General features: G+C 74.2%; 14 protein-coding genes. 8 read left to right on the top strand and 6 right to left on the bottom strand.

The features are described from left to right. Positions 1 to 161: 161 nt before the first annotated feature. The 6 genes from GSF22_RS16155 to GSF22_RS16130 form a co-directional block, all read right to left on the bottom strand. Positions 162 to 1205 (bottom strand): LLM class F420-dependent oxidoreductase, encoded by a 1044-nt coding sequence (locus GSF22_RS16155; RefSeq protein ID WP_208814407.1) that lies wholly within the window; start codon positions 1203 to 1205, stop codon positions 162 to 164. Then, positions 1184 to 1945 (bottom strand): thioesterase II family protein, encoded by a 762-nt coding sequence (locus GSF22_RS16150; RefSeq protein ID WP_208814406.1) that lies wholly within the window; start codon positions 1943 to 1945, stop codon positions 1184 to 1186. Before GSF22_RS16150 ends, GSF22_RS16155 begins: the two co-directional genes overlap by 22 nt. Next, on the bottom strand, positions 1942 to 7377 hold the full coding sequence (locus GSF22_RS35710) for a non-ribosomal peptide synthetase (RefSeq protein ID WP_208814405.1): 5436 nt from the start codon (positions 7375 to 7377) through the stop codon (positions 1942 to 1944). Before GSF22_RS35710 ends, GSF22_RS16150 begins: the two co-directional genes overlap by 4 nt. Next, positions 7374 to 7790, bottom strand: coding sequence for an acyl carrier protein (locus tag GSF22_RS16140; protein ID WP_208814404.1), 417 nt, complete (start codon positions 7788 to 7790; stop codon positions 7374 to 7376). The genes GSF22_RS35710 and GSF22_RS16140 overlap by 4 nt, the downstream gene beginning before the upstream one ends. 219 nt (positions 7791 to 8009) lie before the next feature. Beyond that, the gene (locus tag GSF22_RS16135; RefSeq protein WP_208814403.1) at positions 8010 to 8486 is read right to left on the bottom strand and encodes an SRPBCC family protein; all 477 of its coding nucleotides are present in this window, start codon (positions 8484 to 8486) and stop codon (positions 8010 to 8012) included. A gap of 54 nt (positions 8487 to 8540) precedes the next feature. Then, positions 8541 to 9725 (bottom strand): ROK family transcriptional regulator, encoded by a 1185-nt coding sequence (locus GSF22_RS16130; RefSeq protein WP_307804038.1) that lies wholly within the window; start codon positions 9723 to 9725, stop codon positions 8541 to 8543. A 108-nt stretch (positions 9726 to 9833) separates the two neighbouring features. Between GSF22_RS16130 and GSF22_RS16125 the strand changes: the two genes are divergently transcribed. The 8 genes from GSF22_RS16125 to GSF22_RS16090 all read left to right on the top strand — a co-directional run bounded on the left by GSF22_RS16125 (position 9834) and on the right by GSF22_RS16090 (position 18010). Continuing rightward, a complete protein-coding gene (locus tag GSF22_RS16125; protein WP_307804037.1) occupies positions 9834 to 10418 on the top strand; it encodes a sugar O-acetyltransferase in 585 nt (194 codons plus the stop codon). A gap of 48 nt (positions 10419 to 10466) precedes the next feature. After that, positions 10467 to 11510 carry a P1 family peptidase gene (locus GSF22_RS16120; protein WP_208814402.1) on the top strand — a complete coding sequence of 348 codons (1044 nt, stop codon included), beginning with the start codon at positions 10467 to 10469 and terminating at the stop codon, positions 11508 to 11510. Positions 11511 to 11576: 66 nt separating this feature from the next. Then, positions 11577 to 12554 (top strand): DUF2804 domain-containing protein, encoded by a 978-nt coding sequence (locus GSF22_RS16115; RefSeq protein ID WP_208814401.1) that lies wholly within the window; start codon positions 11577 to 11579, stop codon positions 12552 to 12554. Positions 12555 to 12661: 107 nt separating this feature from the next. Then, on the top strand, positions 12662 to 13735 hold the full coding sequence (locus tag GSF22_RS16110; RefSeq protein ID WP_208814400.1) for a GH25 family lysozyme: 1074 nt from the start codon (positions 12662 to 12664) through the stop codon (positions 13733 to 13735). A gap of 147 nt (positions 13736 to 13882) precedes the next feature. Beyond that, positions 13883 to 14587 (top strand): GntR family transcriptional regulator, encoded by a 705-nt coding sequence (locus tag GSF22_RS16105; protein WP_307804036.1) that lies wholly within the window; start codon positions 13883 to 13885, stop codon positions 14585 to 14587. A 134-nt stretch (positions 14588 to 14721) separates the two neighbouring features. After that, complete coding sequence (locus GSF22_RS16100) at positions 14722 to 15615, top strand: dihydrodipicolinate synthase family protein (protein WP_307804035.1); 894 nt, start codon at positions 14722 to 14724, stop codon at positions 15613 to 15615. Next, entirely contained in the window at positions 15615 to 16613 is a 999-nt protein-coding gene (locus tag GSF22_RS16095) for a proline racemase family protein (protein WP_208814398.1), read from the top strand. The genes GSF22_RS16100 and GSF22_RS16095 overlap by 1 nt, the downstream gene beginning before the upstream one ends. Further along, on the top strand, positions 16610 to 18010 hold the full coding sequence (locus GSF22_RS16090; RefSeq protein WP_307804034.1) for an aldehyde dehydrogenase family protein: 1401 nt from the start codon (positions 16610 to 16612) through the stop codon (positions 18008 to 18010). The genes GSF22_RS16095 and GSF22_RS16090 overlap by 4 nt, the downstream gene beginning before the upstream one ends. Positions 18011 to 18024 lie beyond the last annotated feature (14 nt).

Below are 18024 nucleotides of genomic sequence, written 5' to 3'. Positions count from 1 at the left end.
CCGGGACTGTCTGAGAGAGCGCTCTCCCGGCAGTCTGGCAATCGGCCAAGGTGGATGTCAAGGCTTCAGTTAGGACTGTTGCCGGTTTCCGGGGTGGACAGTGACCGCGCAGGTCGGCGCCCCGGTCGGGCGCGGAGCGTCCGGCAGCAGAACGGTCGGGGTCAGAGCGACCCGGCGATCTCCGCGATCCGACGCAACTGCTCCATCCGCAGCCGCAGCGTCGGCGGGACCACCCCGACGATCAGCGTGGTCACCCCGGCCTCGCGGTACGCGGCGAGCCGCTCCCGGACCCGGGCCGGCGGGCCGCAGACCGTCATCGCGTCGACCAGCGCGTCGGACATCGCCGCCATCGCCTCCCCCTGCCGGCCGGCGAGGAACGCCTCCTGCATCGTCTCGGCCTCGCGTTCGAACCCGAGCCGGGCGGCCAACTGGTTGTGGAAGTTGTGCCGCCGGGAACCCATCCCGCCCAGGTACAGCGCCAGCATCGGGCGCATCATGTCGTAGGCCAGCTCCAGGTCCTCCTCGACCAGCACCATCACCATCGGCGCCACGTCGAAGCCGTCCAGCGTCCGCCCGGCCCGCGCCGCGCCCTCCTGCAACTGGACCCGGCAGGCCGCCACATGTTCCGGCGGGAAGTTCAACGGCAGCCAACCATCGGCGATCTCCCCGGTCAGCCGGACCGCCTGCGGGCCCAGCGTGGCCAGGTAGATCGGCAGCGGCTGCTGCACCGGCTCGACCGCCAGCGCCATCTCCTTGCCCTCGCTGTCCGGCAACGGCACGGTCAGCGTCGGCCCGGAGTACCGCACCGGCTCCCGGGCCAGCGCCATCCGTACCACCGCCACGTAGTCCCGGGCCTGGGCCAACGGACGGTCGAACCGCAGCCCGTGCCAGCCCTCCACCAGCTGCGGACCGGAGAACCCGAGCCCCAGCCGGAACCGGCCACCGCAGAGCTGGTCGATCGTGGCCGCCGTCATCGCCGCCGCGACCGGCCGGCGGGCCGGCATCTGGAGGATCGCCGTACCCAGCCGGATCCGGGTGGTCTGCCCGGCCAGCCAGGCCATCAGGCTCGCCGGGTCGGTGCCGTACGTCTCCGCCGCCCACGCCGAGTGGTACCCGAGCCGTTCCGCCTCGCGGACCAGGGTCAGGTGCTCGGCCGGGCTCAGCCCGGCCGTGCCCCAGTAGCTCAGGCTGTATCCGAGTCGCACGCGGGCACCTCCGGTCGGGGGAACTGTTCAGCGATGGCGGCGGCCAGCTCGTCGGGCGCCTCCTCGACCAGCCAGTGCGCGGCGTCGAGCCCACGCAGGACCGGGCGGTACCGGCTGTGCCGGCGCCACCCCAGCAGCCCGCCCCGGGTCACCGACCGGTCGTGCCGGCCGTACAGCACGGTCACCGGGGTGTCCAGCGGCGGGCCGGGGGCGTGCCGGTACCCGGCGAGCAGGGCGAAGTCGGCCCGCAGCGCCGGCTCCAGGACCGGCCGCAGGTCGGTGCGCCCGGCCAGCTCGGCCGGGATGCCACCGGCCGCGACCAGCTGCGCCCAGAACAGCTCGGCCGGCAACTGGTGCAGCCGCCGGGGGACCGGGGCGACGTCGGGCGCGGCGAACGAGCCGACCAGCAGCCGCTGCGGGGCTGCGCCCCACTCGCCGAGCCGCCGGCCGACCAGGTACGCCAGCAGCGCGCCGGAACAGTAGCCGAACAGCGCGTACGGCGCGGGTACCGACGCGACCAGCGCGGCGGCGAGGTCGTCGACGAGCCCGTCCAGGTCGGTACGCGGCTGTTCGGCCAGCCGGGCCTGCCGCCCCGGCAGGTTCACCGACCACGGTGCGATCCCGGCGGGCAGCAGCGGCACGAGCGGGGTGAGCGAGGCGGGGCCGCCACCGGCGTGCGGAAAGACCACCAGCCGCACCGGCCCGCCGGCCGGCCGCAGCGGCACGAACCAGTCGCTCATCCGGCACCCCCACCGGCCGGTCCGGCCAGGTACGCGGCGAGTGCCGCCGGGGTCGGATGGGTGAACACCACCTGCATCCCGGCCGGGTGCCCGGTGATCTGCTCGATCCGGGTCACCAGCCGGGCGGCGAGGATGGAGTGCCCGCCGTTGAGGAAGAAGTTGTCGTCCGGGCCCAACCCGGGCCGGCGCAGCGCCTCGCGCCACAGCCCGGTCAACGCCGCGACCAGCTCCGGATCGGCTCCGCCGGGGTCGGCGCCGGGCGCCGTCGCCGGTGCCGGGTCCACCTCGACCGTGTGCAGCGCCCGGTGGTCGACCTTGCCGTTCACGGTGGTGGGCAGCCGGTCCAGTACGACGATCCCCGACGGCACGGCGGCGTCGGGCAGCACCGCCCGCGCGTGCCGCCACAGCCGCTCCCGTACCCCGCCGTGGTCGCCGCCGTCGGTGCGTACCTGCACGAACGCGACCAGCCTTCCGTCGTCCTGCGGGTCACCCCGGACCGTCACCGCCGCCGCCGTGACCTCCGGATGCTCGTGCAGGACGGCCTCGACCTCGTCGAGTTCGATCCGGTGCCCGCGCAGCTTCACCTGCCGGTCGGTACGCCCGGACAGCTCCAGCACCCCGTCGTGGCGCAGCCGCGCCACGTCCCCGGTGCGGTAGAACCGGCCGTACCCGGGGTGCTCCCCGAACCGTTCGGCGGTCAGCTCCGGCCGGTGCAGGTAGCCGGCGGCCACCCCGTCCCCGGCGATGCACAGCTCACCGGGCACCCCCGGGGGCAACGGCCGGCCGTGCGGGTCGGCGACGAAGACCCGGGTGTTGGCCAGCGGCACCCCGATCGGCACCGGGTCCTCCGGGTCGGCGGTCAACTCGGCCACCGTGGACCAGATCGTCGTCTCGGTCGGACCGTACACGTTGTACACCCGCCCGCCGAGTGCCCGCAGCCGGCGGGCCAGCGCGGCCGGCATCGGTTCCCCGCCGCACAGCAGCACCCGCCCGGTCAGCTCGTCGCCGGTCTCCGGTGCGAGCATCCGCCACGCCGTCGGGGTGGCCTGCACCAGCGACACGTCCCGGTCGACGACCAGCCCCAGCATGTCCCGGGGCCGCAGCAGCGCCCCGTCCGGCGCGACCACGACGGTCCCCCCGGTGAGCAGCGGCAGCAGCAGTTCCAGGGCGGAGATGTCGAACGTCGGGGCGGTCGACCAGAGCACCGCGCGGGCCGCGTCCGCACCGAGCCGGTCGGCGAAGTCGCACACCAGGTTGAGCAGGTTGCGGTGGGTGACCGCCACCGCCTTGGGGCGGCCGGTGGAACCGGAGGTGTGGATGGCGTACGCGCAGGTGTCCGGGTCGACGGGGGAGTCCCGCAACGGCCCGTCGGCCGTCGCCCCGTCGGCGGGTACCACCAGGACCGGCACCGTCGACCAGTCCGTCGGGGTGTCCCCGGCGGCCAGCACCACCCGGGCGCCCGCGTCGTCCACCTGGTACGCCAACCGGCCGGCCGGCTGCCCGGGGGCCAGCGGCAGGTAGCCCGCCCCGGTGGCCCACACACCCAGTACCGCCGCGGCCAACTCGACCGACCGGCCCAGCGCCAGCGCGACCAGGTCACCGGGGCCGACCCGGTGCGCCCGCAGCAGGTCCCGCACGGCGGTGGCCCGGTCCCGCAGCTCCCGGTACGACACCCGCCGGTCGCCGTCGACGACCGCGACCGCGTCCGGGGTGGTCACCGCGCGGGCGGCGACCCGATCGGCGACGCTGCCCGGCGTACCCCAGTCCCGGCCGGTGTCGTTGACCCGCGCGCCGGTCGCCTCGTCGGCGGGCGAGCCGAACGGCAGGTCGACGACCGGGTGCTCCGGGTCGGCGGCGGCCTGCACCAGCAGCGCCTGCATCCGGGCCACGAACGCGGCGACGTCCGCCTCGTCGTGGACCTCCGTGCTGTGCCAGCAGCGCAGCGTGAAACGGTCCGGTTCCGGTACCGCGATGCACTGCAGGTCCAGCCGGCTGCGGTCGAACAGGTCCTCGATGTAGTCGGGCACCTCGCCGCACACCCGGATCTTCTCGTCGCTCCAGGGCCGGTAGTTGAACATGTGCCGGAACAGCGGCACCCGCCAGTCGCCGGTGCCGTGGCCGCGTTCGGTGAGGACCTGCTCGACGGTGGCGTCGGCGTGTTCGATCCCGGCGAAGAACGCGTCGCCGACCCGCCGTACCAGGTCGGCGAAGCCGGCCGCCGGATCGACCCGGACCCGCAGCGGCATGGTGGACACGCCGTACCCGACCTGTTGCCGGGTCGCCGGGCGGCGGGTGCCGACCGGCACCCCGACGATCAGGTCCGGTCCGGCGCCGTGGCGCAGCAGCGTCAGGCAGAACGCGCTCATGAGTACCACGTTGTCGCTGGTGTGCAGCCGCTGCCGCAGGACGCCCATCGCCTCCTGCGCGGCGGCGGTCATCGACCAGCTGCACGTGTGCCCGGCGAACGTGGGCCGGGCCGGCGTGGGACGGGCCCCCGGGAGCACCATCGCCGCCGGGTCGGCGCCCCGCAGGTGGTCCAGCCAGTAGCGGGTCGACTCGGGTGCGGGCTGCGGTACGGCCAGCAGCGGCGCCTCCCCGGTGAGGTCGGCGGGGATCTGCCCGGTGGTGGTGATGCCGTCGTAGATCCGGCCGAACTCCTCCACCAGGATCTGGATCGACGGCGCGTCGACGACGATGTGGTGGGCGGCGAGCGCCACCACGCTGGCCCCGTCGGGCAGGGTGAAGTGCGCGGCCCGGAACAGCAGGTCACGGCCCAGGTCGAACGGCGCGTGCAGGAACTCCTGGAGGTCGGCGACGAGCCGGTCGCCGGTGGTGGCCCGGGTGGGTACCGGCACCGTCGCGCCGTCGGCCGGGGTGAGGTGCCGCACCGGTGTCCCGTCGAGGTCGGGGAACCGGAGCCGCAGCGCGGGATGCCGGCGCAGCAGGTGGTCGACCGCGGTCTGCAACGGCCACCAGCGCAGCGGACGTGCGGTGCGAAACGCGATACCGATGGTGGACACGCCGCTGTCCGGGGCGAGCTGGTCGAGTACCCAGAACGCGTGCTCGGTGCGCCCGAGGGGGCGCAGCGGCACCGCCGGGACCGGCAGGCCGCCGGCGGTGGTGGCGACCACCGGCGCGGGCGCGGGTGCCGGCGCGTGGTGCCGCTGCGGGGCGGCCGGTCCCCGGTTCGGCACCACCCAGTGTCGTTCCCGGTGCAGCGGCACACCCGGCAGCGGTATCCGCCGCAGCGGATGGTCCGGTTCCACCGCCGGCCAGTCCACGTCGACCCCGGCCACCCATAGCCGGGCCAGCGCGGTCATCAGGTGACGCACCGGATCGGCGTCGCCGTCCCCGTCGCGCGGGTCGCCGGTAGCGTCCGCGCCGACCGGACCGAGGCGACCGTCCGCGCCGACCGGGTCGACGGTCAGCAGCACGTGCCGCCCGGAGCCGAGCATCGTGCGCAGGGCGTCCGGGACACCGGTGGGCGGGTCGTCGCCGTCGGCGGCGGGCCAGCTGAGGCCGTCCACGACCCGCCCGTCGGCCGTCGACCAGATCGGGACCGGGGACGCCGACCAGGTCACCCGGCCGGGGCGGGCCAGCAGGGCCGCCGCCTGGTCGAGCGGGAGCGCCCCGGCGGCCACCGCCGCCGCGAGGACACCGGCACCGGTACCGAGCACCGCCGCCGGTCGGATCCCCCACGCCCGCCACATCTCGGCGAGGGCGTACTGCGTGACGAAGGTCGCGGCGCCGGCCAGCACGGGACCGGTCGACCCGGCCGTCCAGGCGTCGTACAGGTCCAACCCGTGCCGCCCGGTGGCGTCCAGGCAGACGTCGGCGGCCTCGGTGAACACCGGCTGCACGCCGTACAGGCCCCGGGGGACCGGACCGGTGCCGGGAAAAGCGAGGACGACGCCGGGCGGGGCGGACACCGGAGCGTCCCCCCGGATCACGTCCGGCCGGGTGGCCTCGGTGACGGTCGCGCAGACCGCCGCCCGACGCACCGGGTACACCGTCCGGCCCTGGAGGGTGCCGACAGCGTCGGCGAACCGCTCTGGCGGGCAGTCCGCGAAGTACCGGGCCAGCGCCGTACCGGCGGCGTCCGCGGCCTCCGCGTGCCGCCCCGACCACACCACCACCCTCGGCCGGTCCGGGGTCGGTGGATACACCGGTCGGTGCCCCTCCTCGACGACCAGGAGGGTGTTCCCGCCGCCCGCGCCGACCGCGTGCACCGCGGCGCGCCGGGGCATCCCGTCGCGTGCCGGCCAGGGGGCCGGCTGCCGGGCGAGGCGGAACGGGCCGTCCGCCAGCCCCAGCGCGGGGTGCGGCGTGTCCACGTGCAGGGTCGCCGGCAGCATCCGGTGCCGCAGCGCGAGGATCGTCTTGAGCAGCCCGGCGACACCCGCCGCGGCGCCGAGATGCCCGACGTGGGAGCGGACCGCACCGACCGGTACCGCACCGCGCGGCGGCTCCCCACCGGCCAGGCGGAACGCCCGGGCCAGCGCGGCCAGTTCCCGGGCGTCGTCCCGTCCGGTGGCCGCACCGTCGGCCTCGACGTGGCCCAGTTCGGTCGGGTGGCAACCGGCCACCACCAGCGCCTCGGCGACGGTGGCCGCCCAGCCGGTGCCGTCCCGGCCGGCGTGCCCCGTCGCGCCGCCCCGGATCACGGCCAGCACCCGGTCGCCGTCGGCGACCGCCTCGGCGAACCGCCGGAGCACCACCACCCCGGCGCCGCTGCCGTACACGCACCCCGACGCGGCGGCGTCGAACGGCCGGGTCCGGCCGTCCGGCGGGCGGCGGGCGCCCGGCTGCCAGCGGTAACCGTGCCCGTAGGGCAGTTCCACGTGCGCGCCACCGGCCACCGCGACGTCGCACGCGCCGGCCTGGAGCGCCTGCACCGCCTGGTGTACGGCGAGCAGCGAGCAGGAACCGAGGGTGACCGCCGGGCCGCGCAGGTCCAGCCGGTCGGCGACGAACGCCGCGAGGTCCGGCTCGTCGCGCCCGTCCCCGGTCGTCTCGAACCCGTCCGGCAGCAGGTGCAGGCCCCGGTAGCGGCCCGGGCGCGCGGCGGCGTACACACCGGTGCCGGCACCGACCGCGTCGATGTCGTACCCGGCCTGCTCGACGGCGGTGTGCGCGAGATCGAGGAACAGCCGTAGCTGCGGGTCGCAGCGGTCGGCCTCGGCCGGCGACAGGCCGAAGAACGCCGCGTCGAACCGGTCGATCCCGGGGGCCGGCAACGCCGCCCGGACGTAGTCGGGGTCGGCCAGCTCGTCGGGGGTCACGCCGGCCGCCAGCAGGTCGGCGTCGGTCGGCGTGGTCACCGCGTCCACCTGTGCACCCAGCAACCGCCAGAAGCCGTCGAGGTCCGCCGCGCCGGGGAACCGGCAGGCCGCGCCGGTCACCGCGACAAGATGATCCGGCGTACCGGTCACCGGGTCGTCCCGTCCCGGCGGATCTGGGCCCGGATCTCCCGCCGGGACAGGGCCGGGCCGGGGGGCCGGCCGGCTGCCGGTGGGGCCTGGCCGGTCGTCGGCGCCGGCGCGTTCCGGGTCGCCTCGTCGCGCTCCACGGCGGCCCGTGCCTCGACCAGCCACTCGGCCGTACGGCGCAGCGTCGGGCGCCGGAACAGCCCCATCACCGGTACCCACAGCTCCAGCCGCTTGACCATCAGCGTGTGCAGCCGGACCACGGCGGCGGAGTCCAGGCCGGCGGTGAAGTAGTTGTCGTCCGGGTCGATCGGCTGCCCGAGCAGTTCGGCCACCATGCTGTTCAGGAGGTCGACCACGGTCTCGACACTCGCCCCGGCCAGCGGCGCACCGGTTGTCGAAGGTCCGTCCTGGCTCATCGCGGCTCCCCACCCCCGGCGCCGGTGCGGGCGACCCGAACCGGCGGACGCCACCGATCATCCACCGGAATGGATCAAGTGTGCCGCCCACTGTAGTGGATGAACGTCGGTTCGCAGAGACCTGCGACGACCCCTTCCGGACCCGTCGTCGCGCTGGTCGCCGTCCGGCGACGACCAGGTGACGGTCCGTTGTCGACGGTGCGGACCGGGCCTGCCGCGCTAGCGGCGACCATCGTACGAGTCGGAGACAGCCGGGGCTGCCGGGTCGGGGTCGCTGTGCTCGACCCGGCGGCGCAGACCGTCGGCCTCCATGCCGAGGTACCGCCGGATCAGCCGGGCGCCGAGGAACGTGGTCAGCCGCGCCAGCGGCCCGTCCAGGGTCAGCGTGAGGGTGACCTCGGCGCGGTCCGCGCCGACCGGTCGTACCCGGTGGTCGCCGGTGCTGTGCACCCCGGCGCTGGTCGCGGTCCAGGTGAAACCGGTCGCGTCCAGGTCGGTGACCGTCCAGGTGTTCGCGGGTAGCCGGTGCTGCTTCAGCCGCACCGTCTCCGCACTGGCGAGCGGACCCGTGCCCGGCCGGTCCACCCAGGCCACCGACGCGTTCCAGGTGGGCCAGTCCGCCACGTCGAGCAGCACCCGCGCCACCGCCTCGGCCGGCGCGGCCACCTCCACCGTCTGTCGGTACGTGACTGCCATCCCACACCACTCCTTCGCGCACCGTCCTCCAGCTGCACTGATGGTACGGATGCCTCAGGAGCCGAGTACGCCCAGCGGGTCCGCCAGCAGCTCCGCGAAACCGAGTTCGGCGGCGCCGACCAGGGTGGCGTCGTCACCGAGCGCGGACACCCGCAGCCGTACCCGCTCCCGGGCCACCGGCAGTCCGTGGTGGACGATGCGGGCACGGACCTGCTCCGCCGCACCCGGGTACACGTCGCGCAGCATCCCGCCGAAGAGCACGATGCCCGGATTGAACAGGTTGATCAGGTTGGCCACGCCGATGCCGAGCCAGTCGCCGATCCGGTGCAGCGCCTCCCGCGCGGCCGGACCGCCTGCGGCGGCGTCGGCCACCACCTCCCGCAGCGCGTCGCGGCCGTACCGTTCGGTCGGCCAGCCGGCGGCGTCGAGCAGGGCCCGTTCGCCGACCTCCGCCTCCAGGCAGCCCCGGGAGCCGCACCCGCACGGCCGCCCCTGGTACGGGTTCACCACCATGTGCCCGAGTTCGCAGCCGTACCCGCCGTCGCCGTCGAGCAGTTTGCCACCGACGATGATCCCACCGCCCACGCCCACGTCGCCGTGCAGGTAGATCAGGTTCCGGAAGCCGACGCCCGCCCCGCGCAGCTGTTCGGCGACCGCCCCGAGGTGCGCCTCGTTGCCGACCGCCACCGGCAGGCCGAACCCCAGCCGGCGGCCGAGTTCGGCACCGAACGCCTGGTCCACCCAGCCCATGTCCGGTCCGAACCGGACCATGCCGTCACCCGGCCGGATCATTCCGCAGTACGACGCGCCGATCCCGACGCACACCGCGTCCGGCGGCGCCGCCTCGCGCAACTCGCGACCGAACCCGGCGAGGACCTCGACCACCCGGTCCAGGTCGGCGCCGGCGCGGGGCCGGTCCGCCCGGCGCCGGTCCAGGACGACGCCCCCCAACCCGACCCGCGCGGCGACCAGCCAGTCCACGGCGACGTCGAACGCCAGCACGTACGCCCCGGTGACCTCGGGCCGCACCACCAGCGACGGCCGGCCGGCGCGCCCGGTCTCCGCGGGGGTCTCCTCCCGGACCAGGCCGGCCGCGCCGAGTTCCGCCGTCAGGGCCATGATGGTGCTCCGGTTCAGGCCCATCCGCTCACCCAGGGCCGTACGGGAGACGGAACCGTCGACGTGGACATGACGCAGCAGGGTGCCGAGATGACGTCGGCGGATCTCCCCTGGGAACACCGTGACCTCCGGTCTCGTCCGGTCCGACACCGTCGCGGACCATCATCGCGTGGTCGGGTTTGCGCCTGCTGCCCTGGCCGGGGGCCGGTGGCGCCTAGAGTCGTACCCGTGTCGACGGACTACTTCGCGGGCGACCCCCGTACCAACCACGAGCGGATGCTCGCCGGTGACCTGTACATCGCCGACGACCCCGAGATCGAGCGACGGGCCCGCAGGGCGGTCCGGCTCGTCGACGCCTACCACCGGGCGACGGTCGACGAGGAGCCCGAACGGGCCCGGGCGATCCTGACCGAACTGCTGGGCAGCCTGGGCGAGGACGCCTTCGTGAAGCCGCCGCTGTTCGTCGACTACGGCGAGCACCTCCACATCGGTGCCCGCACCTTCGTCAACGCGAACCTGACCGCCCTGGACGTCGCGCCCATCACCATCGGTGCCGACTGTCAGATCGGACCGAACGTGCAGCTGCTGACCCCCCTGCACCCGATCGAGGCGCAGCCCCGCCGGGACAAGCTGGAAGCCGCCAAACCGATCACCATCGGCGACAACGTCTGGCTCGGCGGTGGCGTGATCGTCTGCCCCGGTGTGACGATCGGCGACAACAGCGTCGTCGGTGCCGGCGCGGTCGTCACCCGGGACGTCCCGGCCAACGTCGTGGCCGTGGGAAATCCGGCCCGGGTGATCCGGGGCATCTGACCGTCGCTGCCCGGCGACCGCCGGTACCACCAGGAAGGATGCAGCGCGGTGGAGCAGGTTCCACGCCGGGCCCGGGACCTCGGCATCACCGTCGGGGAGCTGCCGACCGGGCCGCTCAACGCCATCACCGACGTCGCCGGGGTCACGGTCGGCCACACCACCATCGACGACGGCGCCGACCTGCACACCGGGGTGACCGCCGTCGTACCGCGCCAGCTCGGTGCCGGGCACCGGAGTCTCCCGGCCGCCGTGTACGTCGGCAACGGGTACGGCAAACTCGTCGGCTCCACCCAGGTGGACGAACTCGGTGTGCTGGAGTCACCGATCGTCCTGACGGCGACCCTGTCGGTGTTCCGCGCGGCGGACGCCCTGCTCACCTACCTGATGGACCGTCATCCCGGGGGAGTGTCGTTCAACCCCCTGGTGGGGGAGACCAACGACGCCCACCTGTCCGACATCCGCCGTCGCCCGGTGACCGAGCGGCACGTCCTCGACGCCGTCCGGTCCGCCTCGCCCGGTCCACCGGCCGAGGGCTGCGTCGGCGCGGGTACCGGCACGTCGGCCCTGGGTTTCAAGGCCGGCATCGGTACCTCCTCACGGCGGGTCGGCGTGGGCGGTTCCCCGTACACCGTCGGTGCCCTCGTGCAGTCGAACTTCAGTGGTGTCCTCACCGTGCGGGGAGTCCCGATGCCCGCTGCCGAGCTGGTGCCGCACGGCGACCGGACGGAGCCGGTCGGGAACTCGTGCATGATCATCGTGGCGACCGACGCGCCGGTGGACGCCCGCCAACTCGGCCGCCTCGCCCGTCGGGCCGTGTTCGCCATGTCGAGGGTGGGGGCGGCGTACACGCACGGCAGCGGCGACTACGCGATCGCCTTCACGACCACACCGCCGCCGCGGCAGCCGCTACCGGACGGGCTGATCGATCCGCTCTTCGCCGCCGTCCTGGACGCGGTCGAGGAGTCCCTGCTCAACTCGTTGTTCATGGCGGTGACCACGGTCGGGGTGCGGGGCAGGATCCAGCATGCCGTCCCGCACCAGCAGGTGCTCCGGCGGCTCGCCGCCACTGGTCGACTGTCCGCCCCTGCCTGATCGGGCGGCCCTGATCCGGGCTGATCGACCTGCCGGGGACCGGCGGGGAGCCGCTAACCTGCCCCCGTGACGCACGAGCGCGAGATCACCGGGCCGGTCGACCTGTGCCTGCCGAACGGGCGGCTGAACCCGGCGGCGGTGGGTTGGAGCCGCCGGCCGCTGCACCGGGCCAACCTGCGCGGCTGGGGACGCACCAAGCGGTGGGAGTACTGGGGGATCGTCACCCCGACGCACATCGTGGGTCTCGTCGCCTCGTCGCTGGACTACGCCGGGGTGCACAGCGTCTACGTCCTCGACCGCCGTACCGGCACCGAGCACGGCACCGAGGCGGTGGTGCCGTTCACCCGCGCGGAGTTCCCGTCGGTCAGCGGCGTCGGTCCGGTACGGGTCCAGGCGCGTGGACTGTCGATCGACATCGCCCAGCGCCCGGAGGGCAGCACGGTCCGGGCCACCGCGCCCGGTGTCGAGGTCGACCTGGAGCTGCCGCTGCGGCCGGGGCACGAGTCGCTGGGTGTCGTGGTGCCGTGGAGTACCCGCCGGTTCCAGTACACGGTCAAGGACGTGGGCCGGCCGGCGCGGGGCCTGCTGCGGGTGGCGGGTACCGAATATCCGGTCGTGGAGCAGGACTCGTTCGCCGTCCTCGACCACGGTCGCGGCCGGTGGCCGTACGCCATCCGCTGGAACTGGGCCGCCGGCAGCGGCTCCGGTCGGGCGATCCAGCTCGGCGGCAGGTGGACCGACGGGACCGGGTCCACCGAGAACGCCGTGTTCGTCGACGGTCGGCTGCACAAGATCGGCGCGGATCTGGCCTGGAGCTACGACCGCACCGACTGGTTGCGGCCGTGGCGGATCACCGGGGACCGGGTGGACGTGACGTTCCATCCGTTCCACGAACGCGTCGCGCGTACCAACCTGGTGGTGCTGGCGAACGAGACCCACCAGTGCTTCGGGCACTTCTCCGGTTGGGCGGCCACCGACGACGGGGAACGGGTCGACCTCGACGGTCTGGTCGGTTGGGCGGAGGAGGCCCGCAACCGCTGGTAGCTGTGCGTCCTGACTGCGGCACCTTCCGGCCAAATTGACGGTGGGCGATGTGGGTGGGGTTCTGCCGTCGCTACGCTCGGGGCTCAGGACCGTCAGAAGGGCTCGATATGACCCGTTTCCTCCGTCGACTCGCCCTGGCCACCACCGTCGCCCTCGTGGTGCCGTTGGGTGTCACGGCGACACCCGCCGCGGCGATACCGGCCGGAACGGTGCCGGGCATCGACGTCTCCACCTGGCAGGCCGGTATCGACTTCGCCGGCGTCCGTGCCGACGGCCACCAGTTCGTGATCGTGAAGGCCGGTGGCTCCCAGTTGTCGGAGGGGCCGTACGTCGCGCCGCACTACCCGACCCAGGTGGCCGGCGCGCGGGCGGCCGGGCTCCGGGTCGGCCACTACTGGCTGACCGGGGACTTCCAGACACCGGTGCAGGCGGCCGACTACTTCACCGGGCACCTGCACGACTACCGGCCCGGCGACGTGATCGCGCTGGACAACGAGGTGCTCGACGACTCGACGCGACTGTGGAACGACACCGAGGTCGCGGCGTTCTTCCAGCGGGTGCGCGACCGCATCGGCGACCACGTCCCCTGGCTGTACATGGGCCTGGCAGACCTGCGGTCCGGGGCGTGGCCACGGACGATCGCCGCCGGCGTGAAGCTCTGGGTGGCGATGTGGGGCGCCAACAACGGCAGCTACCCCGGGGAGCCGAATCTGGGCGGCGCCTATCCGACCTGGAGCGCGCACCAGTACACCTCGTCGGGGTCGACCGGCGGCATCGCCCGGGTGGACCTGAACGTGGCGAAGCCGGAGGCCTTCACGATCGTCACGGGGGAGCCGACCGATCCGCCCGCCGACGATCCGCTGCCCAAGACCACCACCGAACAGGACGGTGTCCCGGGGCCGGTCATGTGGATGCGGGCACAGAACTGGCTGCGGATCACCGCCGGTTACACCGGGCCGATCGACGGGGTGCCCGGGACGAACACCTACGCCGCGCTCCAGCGGGCCATGCGCGCCTACGGCTACACCGGGCCGATCGACGGGGTACCCGGGACGAACACCTGGAAGGCGGTGCAGCGACTCGCCTCCGGCTGGGGCTACACCGGGCCGATCGACGGGGTGATGGGCCCGAACTCCTGGCGGGGCTTCGCCCGCTTCCTCAACCAGGACCAGTGGGACTGAACCTGTCGTCGCCGGGTACGGGCACCGGCCTCCGTGCGCCGAGGGTGACGCGGTGCCTGTGCCCGGTCCGGGCCGTCGTGAGATCGTTGGAGGATGTGACGGACCCGCGCGGGTGTACGCGGGTGGAAGGACCGGGGTGAGGTTGTCGTGACGGCCAGCTGGCAGGCGGATGATTCCGTGGGTGGGGACGGCCTGACGCTGGTGGCCATCGAGGGACGGCAGAGCCTCCGGGAGGAGGTGGCCCAGGCGCTGCGGGCGGCCATCGTCGCCGGCCAGATCCGGCCCGGCACCACCTATTCGGCGCCCACCCTCGCCGCGCGTTTCGGTGTCTCACCCACGCCGGTCCGGGAGGCGATCCTGGACCTGGCCAAGGAGGGCCTGATCACGATCGTCCGGAACAAGGGGTTCCGGATCAAGTCGTTGTCCGACCGTGAGTTGGACGAGATCACCGAGGTACGGGGGTTGCTGGAGATCCCCGTGGTGGCCGACCAGGCGGGTCGGCTCACCGCCGAGCAGCTCAAGGAACTGGGGTCCCTGGCCGACGCGATCGTGGCCGCCGCGCAGCGGGGGGACACCGTCGCCTACATCGACGCGGACACCGCCTTCCACCTGACGCTGCTGAGGTGGGCCGGCAACCTGCGTCTGGTCGACATCGTGGCCGACCTGCGCAGCCGTACCCGGCTGAACGGCCTGGACGCGCTGGTCGGCAGTGGCCAGCTGGTGGCGTCGGCGGAGGAGCACCTGGAACTCGTGGCGCTGCTGGCGGCGGGTGACCGCGAGGGGGCCGCCGAGCTGATGCGCCGGCATCTGCGGCACGTACGCGGGATCTGGGCGGCCCGACCCGAGCGCTGAGCGGGGCTGACCGGGCCGGCTCCCGCCCGGTGAGCCCCGTCGACCATCCGTACGCCACAGTCCCCTGCACGGACCTCTTGGCCAGGGCCGCAGTGCCTGCTACGGTAATATGTAATATGTTACTGGAGGTTCTTGTGAATCATGCGCCATGGCGCGGTGTCCTGGTCGCCACCACCGTCCCGTTCCACCCGAACACCCTCGACGTCGACCTCGACACCTACGCCGAACACGTCCGGTGGCTGGCCGACAACGGCTGCCAGGGCGTGGTGCCCAACGGCTCGCTCGGGGAGTACCAGGTGCTCACCGACGACGAACGGGCCGCCGTCCTGCGCACCGCGCTCGACGCCGCCCCCGAGGGCTTCTCGGTGATGCCCGGGGTCTCGGCCCCCGGGGCCCGCGAGGCGCGACGCTGGGCCGACGAGGCGGCCGAGGCGGGCTGCTCCGCCGTCATGCTGCTGCCGCCCACGGCCTACCGTGCGGACGAGGCCGCCGTGCTGGCCCACTACCGTGAGGTCGCCAAGGTCGGCCTGCCGATCGTGGCCTACAACAACCCCGTCGACACCCGGGTCGACCTCACCCCGCCCCTGCTCCGACAGCTGTACGACGAGGGCCTCGTCGTCGCGGTCAAGGAGTTCAGCGGCGACCCACGACGCGGGTACGAGCTGGCCGAGCTGGCACCCGGGCTCGACCTGCTGGCCGGTGCCGACGACGTCGCCCTGGAACTGCTCCTCGCGGGCGCGGTCGGCTGGATCGGCGGCTATCCCAACGCCATCCCCGCCACCTGCGTGCAGTTCTACGACGCCGCCGTCGCCGGGGACCTCGCCACCGCCCTGCCGCTCTACCGCATGCTGCACGAACTGCTGCGCTGGGATTCCCGCGTCGAGTTCGTCCAGGCGATCAAGCTCTCCATGGACGTGGCCGGCCGGGTCGGCGGGCCGAGCCGGCCACCCCGCCAGCCGCTGTCCCCGGCCGCCGCCACCGCCGTCCGCGACGCGACCCGACGCGCCCTCACGGCGGGGAGCCGCTGATGCGCAGCAACCGGGTGATCCACGTGGTCGACTCGCACACCGAGGGGATGCCCACCCGGGTGGTGACCGGCGGCGTCCCGGCCATCCCCGGCGCGACGATGGCGCAACGCCGCGAGTACCTCGTCACCCACCTCGACCACCTGCGCACCTTCCTGATGTACGAACCCCGGGGCCACGCCGCGATGTCCGGGGCGATCCTGCAACCGGCGACCCGGCCGGACGCCGACGTCGGCGTGCTCTTCATCGAGGTGTCCGGGTGCCTGCCGATGTGCGGGCACGGCACCATCGGCGTGGCCACCGTGCTGGTCGAGACGGGCATGGTCGAGGTCACCGAGCCCGTCACCACGGTACGCCTGGACACCCCGGCGGGGCTGGTGGTGGCGTCGGTGGCGGTGACCGACGGCCGGGCCGGGGCGGTCACCATCCAGAACGTGCCGTCCTTCGTCGGCGCACTCGACGCCGAGGTCGACGTGCCCGGCCTCGGCCCGGTCCGCTACGACCTGGCCTACGGCGGCAACTTCTACGCCCTGGTCGACCTGCCGACCCTCGGCCTGCGCCTCGACGACGACCGGCGCCGACTGCTCGACACCGGCTTGGCGATCATGGCGGCGATCAACGCCACCGCCGCCCCCACCCACCCCGAACGGTCGGACATCACCGGCTGTCACCACGTGTACCTCGCCGCCGAAGGGTCCGACGCCCGGCTGTCCCGGCACGCCATGGTGATCCACCCCGGCTGGTTCGACCGGTCGCCCTGCGGCACCGGCACCTCCGCCCGGATGGCGCAACTGCACGCCCGGGGGCTGCTCGACCTCGACACCGCCTTCACCAACGAGTCCCTGCTCGGTACCCGCTTCACCGGTCGGCTCGTCGGCACCACCACGGTCGGCGGGCGACCGGCGGTGGTACCCACGGTCACCGGCCGGGCCTGGCTGACCGGTACCGCACAGCACTTCCTCGACCCGACCGACCCGTTCCCCGCAGGGTTCCTGCTGTGAGCGGCCTGCTGCGCAGCAGCTCACCGCACCGGCCGGCGGACCTGGTGACCGAGACCCGGGCGGTCACCCCCGCCGAGGTCCGGGCCCTCGCCGAACAGGCCCGCACCGCCCAGGCCGGTTGGCGCCGGGAAGGGCCGGGCCCGCGCAGCGCGGCCCTGCTGGCCGCCGCCGCCCGGCTGCGTGACCGGGCCACGAGCGCCACCGACCTCGTCGTACGTGAGGTCGGCAAACCCGTCACCGAGGCCCGCGCCGAGGTCGGCCGGTCCGTCGCTATCCTGGAGTACCACGCCCAGGCGTGCTTCGCCGGCACCGGTGAGCTGCTCCCGTCGACCCTGCCGGCCAGCCAACCCGGACTGCTCTACACCGAGCGGCGTCCCCGGGGCGTGGCCGGGCTGATCACACCGTGGAACTTCCCCCTGGCCATCCCGCTGTGGAAGGCCGCCCCCGCGCTCGCCACCGGCAACGCCGTCCTGCTCAAACCGTCCCCGGAGGCGCTGGCCTGCGCCGACCTGGTCGCGGAGCTCTTCGACGGACTGCTACCGGCGGGCCTGCTGCGGGTGGTACCGGGCGGCCCGGAGACCGGCCGGGCGGTCGTCGAGGTCAGCGACGTGGTCTCCTTCACCGGCTCCGCCGCCGTCGGCGCGCAGGTCACCGTCGAGGCCGCCCGACAGGGCCGGCCGGTGCAGGCGGAGATGGGCGGCCAGAACGCCGCCATCGTGCTACCCGACGCCGACCTCGACCAGACCGCGACCATGCTGGCCAACGCGGCGATGGGCTTCGCCGGGCAGAAGTGCACCGCGACCCGGCGGATCATCGTCGTCGGCGACCCCCGCCCGTTCACCGACGCGCTGGTGGCGGCGGTGGAGGCGGTACGGGTCGGTGACCCCACCGACCCGACCGTCGCCGTCGGCCCGGTCGTCACCGCCGCCGCCCGGGACCGGGTGCACCGGGCCGTGGCCGCCGCCCGGTCCGTCGGCGCCCGGCTGCTCACCGGCGACACCGGACCACTGCCGGGGGACGGCCACTTCGTCGCGCCGGTACTGGTCGACCGGCTCGACCCGACGCATCCGGTGGCCCAGGAGGAGACCTTCGGGCCACTGGCGGCCGTACTGCCGGCACCCGACCTGACCAGCGCCGTCGAGCTGGCCAACCGGGTGCGGTACGGTCTGGTCGCCTCCGTGCACGGCCGGGACGTCACCGGCCTGCTCCGCGCGGTGCAGGCCCTGGACACCGGGCTGATCAGGGTCAACGCCCCCACCACCGGGGTCGACTTCCACGCCCCGTTCGGTGGCGAGAAGGCCTCCAGCTACGGGCCCCGCGAACAGGGCACCGCAGCGGCGGACTTCTACACCTCCCTGCGGACCGTCACCTTCGCCGGGCCGCCGGACACCACCTGACCGCACCCCGCCCC

It is taken from the genome of Micromonospora echinofusca (assembly GCF_017614955.1).
GTDB lineage: Bacteria > Actinomycetota > Actinomycetes > Mycobacteriales > Micromonosporaceae > Micromonospora > Micromonospora echinofusca_A.
The sequence above is the reverse complement of the archived record's forward strand: the minus strand, read 5'-3'. Positions and strand labels throughout refer to the sequence as shown.

What these genes read in the sequence shown, in the direction of transcription:
- GSF22_RS16110 (WP_208814400.1), top strand. Translation starts at nt 12,662, where the DNA reads ATGACCCGTTTCCTCCGTCGACTCGCCCTGGCCACCACCGTCGCCCTC.
- GSF22_RS16095 (WP_208814398.1), top strand. Translation starts at nt 15,615, where the DNA reads ATGCGCAGCAACCGGGTGATCCACGTGGTCGACTCGCACACCGAGGGG.
- GSF22_RS16150 (WP_208814406.1), bottom strand. Translation starts at nt 1,945, where the DNA reads ATGAGCGACTGGTTCGTGCCGCTGCGGCCGGCCGGCGGGCCGGTGCGG.
- GSF22_RS16140 (WP_208814404.1), bottom strand. Translation starts at nt 7,790, where the DNA reads ATGAGCCAGGACGGACCTTCGACAACCGGTGCGCCGCTGGCCGGGGCG.
- GSF22_RS16135 (WP_208814403.1), bottom strand. Translation starts at nt 8,486, where the DNA reads ATGGCAGTCACGTACCGACAGACGGTGGAGGTGGCCGCGCCGGCCGAG.